Annotated in this window: 8 protein-coding genes; all 8 read left to right on the forward strand. The window is 26.0% G+C overall.

Going from position 1 to position 6,620, the window contains the following annotated elements; genetic code table 11:
- Nucleotides 1-506, forward strand: a 506-nt coding sequence (locus tag JG677_RS06460) for a sugar phosphate nucleotidyltransferase (RefSeq protein WP_200285779.1), incomplete at its 5' end; no start/stop codon positions are given.
- Nucleotides 507-549: 43 nt separating this feature from the next.
- Nucleotides 550-1,272 (forward strand): class I SAM-dependent methyltransferase, encoded by a 723-nt coding sequence (locus JG677_RS06465; RefSeq protein WP_200285781.1) that lies wholly within the window; start codon nt 550-552, stop codon nt 1,270-1,272.
- Nucleotides 1,265-1,993 (forward strand): class I SAM-dependent methyltransferase, encoded by a 729-nt coding sequence (locus JG677_RS06470; RefSeq protein WP_200285783.1) that lies wholly within the window; start codon nt 1,265-1,267, stop codon nt 1,991-1,993. The genes JG677_RS06465 and JG677_RS06470 overlap by 8 nt, the downstream gene beginning before the upstream one ends.
- Nucleotides 1,990-2,997 (forward strand): hypothetical protein, encoded by a 1,008-nt coding sequence (locus JG677_RS06475; protein WP_200285809.1) that lies wholly within the window; start codon nt 1,990-1,992, stop codon nt 2,995-2,997. Before JG677_RS06470 ends, JG677_RS06475 begins: the two co-directional genes overlap by 4 nt.
- Before the next feature lie 18 nt (nt 2,998-3,015).
- Nucleotides 3,016-4,137: an N-acetyl sugar amidotransferase gene (locus tag JG677_RS06480; RefSeq protein WP_200285819.1), complete on the forward strand. Its 1,122-nt coding sequence runs from the start codon at nt 3,016-3,018 to the stop codon at nt 4,135-4,137.
- A 230-nt stretch (nt 4,138-4,367) separates the two neighbouring features.
- Complete coding sequence (gene neuB, locus JG677_RS06485; RefSeq protein ID WP_200170285.1) at nt 4,368-5,372, forward strand: N-acetylneuraminate synthase; 1,005 nt, start codon at nt 4,368-4,370, stop codon at nt 5,370-5,372.
- Entirely contained in the window at nt 5,365-6,540 is a 1,176-nt protein-coding gene (gene neuC / locus JG677_RS06490) for a UDP-N-acetylglucosamine 2-epimerase (RefSeq protein ID WP_200285820.1), read from the forward strand. Before neuB ends, neuC begins: the two co-directional genes overlap by 8 nt.
- On the forward strand, nt 6,522-6,620 hold a 99-nt coding region (locus tag JG677_RS08860), incomplete at its 3' end, for a hypothetical protein (RefSeq protein ID WP_234284652.1). The genes neuC and JG677_RS08860, both read left to right, overlap by 19 nt.

Consider the following 6,620-nt stretch of genomic DNA (forward strand, 5'->3'; position numbering starts at 1 on the left):
AAAACCACTTTAAAAATAAATTTTTAGACATAAAAATAGAATATAGCATAGAAAAAAAACCTTTAGGAACTGGTGGAGCTATAAAACAAGCTTTAAATTTAGTAAATGAAAATTCTTTAGTATTAAATGGCGATACTTTTTTTAACATAGACTTATCTTATTTAAATTTACAAGAAAGTAAAATTTGTCTTGCTTTAAAATCAATGCAAGATTTTGATAGATACGGAGCTGTAGAACTTGATAAAAATTATTTTATAAATTCCTTTAGAGAAAAACAATTTTTTAAACAAGGATTTATTAATGGAGGAATTTATTTAGTATCAAAAGATATTTTTAATACTTGCAATTTAGAAAATAAATTTTCCTTTGAAAGTTTTTTGCAAGAAAATTTTAAAACTCTAAAAGCTAGAGCTTGTATTTTTGATAATTATTTTATAGATATTGGTGTGCCTGAGGATTATGAGAGGTTTTTAGACGATAGCAAAAGTTCTAAATTTAAATATTAAAGTATTAATTTATCTAAGGTAAAATAATTTTTGAAAGGCAAAAATGAAAAAATATATTCTAAATTCTGAAATTATTAAAGATATAAATTTAGGAATGGATATTTGGGAAAACATTTTCTCCAATAAAGAATGGGGAAAATATCCTAGTGAAAATTTAATCCGTTTTATTGCGAGAAATTTTTACAATGTTAAAGATAGAAATAAAATTAATATTTTAGAATTAGGGCTTGGAACAGGTGCCAATCTTTGGTTTTGTGCAAGAGAAGGTTTTAGTGTCAGTGGTATAGAATGGAGTAAAACAGGAGTTGAACGTTTTAAAAAACGCTTAGAAGATGAAAATTTGAGCAAACAAATCAAAGAAATTAAAATAGGCGATTATGCTCAAAAGCTTGATGAATTTGAAAATGAAAGTTTTGATGCTTGGATTGATAGCTATTCTTTGGCTTATAACGATTTTAAAAAAACCAAAGATATTATTGAAAAGGCGGTTTCAAAGTTGAAAGTCGGGGGTAAATTCTTTTCTATTACCCCTAGTTTTAATAATGAAGGTTTTTATGAGGATACAAATTTAGCTTATCATACTTGTTCTCCATCTTCTGGAAGTGACGCTTTTACTGGAAATATTAGATATTGTGATGAATTGGATATAGAAAAGCTTTATAATGGAAAAAATTACAAAATTATTAAAGTTCAAATTTACTCTTTAAAAGAAGAGGGAAAAATAAAAAATGAACTTTTTGTTATAGAGGGCGAGAGATATGAATGATTCAAATTTCTGGGAAAACATTTTCTCCAATAAAGAATGGGGAAAATATCCTAGTGAAAATTTAATCCGTTTTATTGCGAGAAATTTTTACAATGTTAAAGATAGAAATAAAATTAATATTTTAGAATTAGGGCTTGGAACAGGTGCCAATCTTTGGTTTTGTGCAAGAGAAGGTTTTAGTGTCAGTGGTATAGAATGGAGTAAAACAGGAGTTGAACGTTTTAAAAAACGCTTAGAAGATGAAAATTTGAGCAAACAAATCAAAGAAATTAAAATAGGCGATTATGCTCAAAAGCTTGATGAATTTGAAAATGAAAGTTTTGATGCAATTATTGATATAGCTTCTTTGTGTTGCAATGATTTTGAAAAAACTAAAGATATTTTTGATAAAGCTATATCAAAATTAAAGCCTTGTGGCAAATTTCTTTCTATGACTTTGGCCACTGGGCTTTTTGGCTATGAAAAAGAAAAAGGTTTGGAGCAAATTCCAGAATATGGTATTTATAAAGGCAATGGAAAGCTTCGTTTTAGTACTTTAAATGAAATTAAGAAGCTTTATAAACATAAGAATTTTAAAAGAACAAATTTAAGCATTCTTACTTTAGAAGATGTTTTAGAAGATAAAGTGACAAAAGTTATTGATAAAATTTTTATTATCGAAGGCGAGAAGTACTCTAACGGGGGGGGGGATTTAAATCTTTTAAAGAGGAATGGAAGATGAGCAAGATAAGCCTTGAAGCTTATCTTGCTTCCAACCTTAACACTCTTAGCTTTAAAGATGATATCTATTTTAGTTTTAATTATGCAAAATTATATGGAAATGTTTTTGAATTTGAATATAAAAAAGATGGATTTATCTTTAAAACTTTAGGCATTAAACAAGAAATTTTAAATTCAGGCTTTTTTGATTTACAAAGTCCTTATGGATACAATGGAATTTATACTAATACCAAAAATGAGGATTTTCTAAATGAAGCCTTTGAAATTTTAAAGCAAAAAGCTTTAAAAGAAAAGATTATTGCTTTTTTTATACGCTTTCATCCTTTTGATGAGTATATTAATGCTTATAAAAATAATTTAGATTTTATAAGTAAAAATAAAAAAATTATTATAGTTCCTACCGAGTGTGATATTTCAACTATACGCAAAAATTATAATCCTCGTATTAAAGCTTATGTGAAAAAAGCAAGAGAAAATTTAAAAATAGATTTTATTAAAATAAATGAAAATGAAGATTTTAAAATACTTTATGAAAAAACAATGCAAAGAAATGATGCAGAGAATTTTTATTTTTTTGATCAAAAATATTTTGATAAATTATATAATTTTAAAGAATATATTGTCTTAAAGGCAAGTTTAAATGAAGAAATTATAGCTTTTGCTTCTTTTTTTCTTTGTAAAGATTTTTCTTATTATCATTTAAGTGCTAATTCTTTAAAGGCCAATGCTAATGCCGCACTTTTAGATTTTTTCTTTGAGTATGCAAATAAAAAAGGTTCTAAATTTTGCATTTTAGGAGGTGGTGTTGAGGACGATGATACGCTTTTTGATTATAAACAAAAATTTTCTACAGTTGAATCTTATTTTTATATAGGTGGAATTATTTTTGATGCGCCACATTATGAATATTTTTGCCAAAATTCCAAGAGTAAAAAATTCTTAAAATATCGTTTCATTAACGATCCCCCCCCATTAACCCATTTATCTTATGATTATATTTTTTAAATAAAATCAAGGATTATTATGATTTATTGTGATTATTGCGTAATGCCAAACACAAGACCAGGGATTAAATTTTTTAAAGATGATAAGGATAAAAATATCTGTTCTGCTTGTATCAATCATAAAAATAAAGAAAAGATTGATTATAAAAAAAGATTTAAAGAATTAGAGGAATTATGCGATAAATATCGCAGAATGAATGGAAAATTTGAGTATGATTGTGCTATTGCTGTAAGTGGGGGTAAGGATTCTCACTTTCAAGTGCATATTATGAAAGAAAAACTAGGAATGAATCCTATTTTATTTAGCGTTGAGGATAATTTTACTAGCACTAAAGCCGGAAGAAAAAATTTAAGAAATTTAAGTGAAACTTTTGGTTGTCATATCATTAGCTTAAAGCCTGATTTAAAAACCCAAAGAAAAATTACTTTAAAAACTTTTGAAAAATATGGAAAACCAACTTGGTTTATTGATAGGCTTATTTATACTTATCCTTTTGCTATGGCTTTAAAATTTAATACTCCTTTGCTAGTTTATGGCGAAAATGTAAGTTATGAGTATGGGGGGGGGTATGACCTAGAAACTCCTAGCGCTAGAGATATTTTTTTAAATGGAGTAGCACAAGATTTAGACTTAAATGAATTTATAGATGATGAAATCAAAGAAGAGAATATCCAACTTTTTTTTAGTCCCAATGAAAAAGATCTTGCTAAATTAGATCCTATTTATCTTAGTTATTTTATTAAATGGAATTCTTATTCAAATTATATTTTTGCAAAGAGCAGAGGCTTTACAGATTTACAAAATGAATGGGATAGGACTCATTGTGTTGAGAATTTTGATCAAATTGATAGCATAGGTTATATTATCCATGCTTGGATGAAATATCCAAAATTTGGGCACGCTATGGCTAGTGATTATGCATCTAGACTTATAAGATATGGACTTTTAGATAGAGAAAAGGCTATTAAAATTGTTAAAGAAAGAGATCATAAGTTAGATGATAGGTGTATTGAAGATTTTTGTTCTTTTGTTGGCATTAATAAGGATCGTTTTTACCGTATTGTTGAAAAACATTATAATATGGACTTGTTTTATAAAAATGAATTTGGAGAATTTAAACTTAAAAATGAAATTTCTTAAATAAATTATATTGGTAAATAAGAAATTTGACTTAAAAATTTAAGTATTTTTAAAGCAAATTTAAAGTTAAAGATAAAATAAGAGCGAATTTTTGTTACAATATATAGTAAATATTATTTTAAAATATCAAAAAAGATAAATTAAATCTTATAATAAGTTTGATTTTTAAATATTATTTCTATATATAATTATTATAAGATTCAATTTAACTTTAATAGTAAAGGTAAATAATGAAAAAAACTCTTATCATTGCAGAAGCAGGAGTAAATCATAACGGAGATTTAAATCTGGCTAAAAAAATGATAGAGGTTGCAGCAGAATGTGGAGCTGATTTTGTAAAATTTCAAACCTTTAAAAGTAAAAATTGCGTAAGTATTAATGCAAAAAAAGCTAAATATCAACTTCAAACAACTAATCAAGATGAAAGTCAATTTGAAATGATAAAAAAATTAGAACTTGATTTAAAAGCACATCAAATTCTTATCGCTTATGCTAAAGCTTGTAATATTTCTTTTCTTTCAACTCCTTTTGATTTAGAAAGTATAGAGCTTTTACATTGTTTAGGGCTTGAAATTTTTAAAATTCCAAGTGGAGAAATTACCAATCTTCCTTATCTTAAAGCCATTGCAAGATTAAATAAGAAAATTATACTCTCAACAGGAATGGCAAATTTAGGTGAAATTGAAGCTTGTTTAGATGTGCTTTGCAAAAATGGCCAAAAAAGAAGCAATATCACTTTAATGCATTGCACAACAGAATATCCTGCTCCTTTTAATGAAATCAATTTAAAGGTTATACAAACTTTAAAAAATGCTTTTAATTTAAATATAGGATATTCAGATCATACTAAAGGTATAAGTGTAGCTTTAGGAGCCGTAGCTTTAGGAGCTTGTGTAATTGAAAAACATTTTACTTTAGATAAAACGATGAATGGTCCTGATCACAAAGCAAGTTTAGAACCAAATGAGCTTAAATTTATGTGTCAAAGCATAAGAGAGCTTGAGTTAGCTTTAGGCAGTGGTATTAAAAAAGCAAGTAAGAGTGAAAAGAAAAATATAAATATAGCAAGAAAAAGTCTTGTAGCAAAAAAAGCCATTAAAAAAGGTGAGAAATTCAATGAAGAAAATTTAACTACAAAGCGTCCAGGAAATGGAATTTGTGCAATGAGATATGATGAATTTTTAGGAAAAATTGCTCAAAAAAATTATAAAGAAGATGAATTAATTCGTGAGTAAAAGAAAAATCTGCATAATTAGCGCAACAAGAGCTGAATGGTATTTGCTTAAAAATTTATGTTTAGAAATAAAAAATGATAAAGATTTAGCATTACAAATCATAGCAACAGGAGCACATTTAAGTAAAGATTTTGGTCTAACTTATAAAGAAATAGAAAAAGATTTTAAAATAGATAAAAAAATTCCCATTTTATCTTCAAATGATGATAAATTAAATCTTTGTAAAAGCATGGCTTTAGTATTTGAAGGTTTTTCTAAGGTGTTTGAAAGTTTAAAACCCGATATAGTAGTAATTTTAGGAGATCGTTATGAAATGTTAGCAGTTGCTAGTGTTTGCCTTTTAATGCATATTCCTATTGCTCATCTTTGTGGTGGAGAACTTACTTTAGGAGCTATTGATGATAGCATAAGGCATAGCATAACTAAAATGGCTCATCTTCATTTTGTAAGCACAAAAGAATATCAAAATAGGGTTTTACAATTAGGAGAAAATAAAAATTTTGTTTTTAATGTAGGTTCTTTGGGTGGATTTAATGTTAAAAATACGAACTTTTTAAGTAAAAAAGAACTTGAAAAAGAACTTGATTTTAAATTCGATGAAAATATTTATTTAATCACTTATCATCCTGAAACTTTAAATTTAGAACAAACTAAAAATAATATTGAAATATTACTTGATAATTTAATCAAGCTTAAAAAAGCAAGTTTGATTTTTACTAAAGCAAATGCTGATGAAAATGGACTTTTGATTAATAATTTTTTAGTGGAGTTTTGCAAGAAATATCCTAAAAAAGCAAAACTCTTTGATAATCTTGGAGTTGAAAAGTATTTAAGCTTAATGAAAATTTCAAAAGCCATAATAGGAAATTCATCTAGCGGTGTCATAGAAAGTCCTTTTTTAAGAACAGCTTGTATAAATATAGGAGATCGTCAAAAAGGAAGGATAAAAAGTGAAAATATTATTGATACAAATATGAAAGATTTGCAAAAAGCTTTTCAAAAATTAGAAACTAAAAAATTTAAAGAAATTTTAAAAAGTTTTAATAATCCTTTTGAGAATAAAATAAAAAATCCTAATGAATTCATTAAAACAAAGCTTAAAAATATAAAATTAGATACAATTTTAAATAAAAAATTTACGGATATGTTATGGATATCAAAAAATTAAAATTAAATCCCAATTCTAGTATAAAAGAAGCTTTAAATATAGTTGGCAAAGAAAGAGTAAGACTTGGTATTGTAGTAGAT

Source organism: Campylobacter sp. TTU-622 (genome assembly GCF_016598965.1).
Classification (GTDB): Bacteria; Campylobacterota; Campylobacteria; order Campylobacterales; family Campylobacteraceae; genus Campylobacter_D.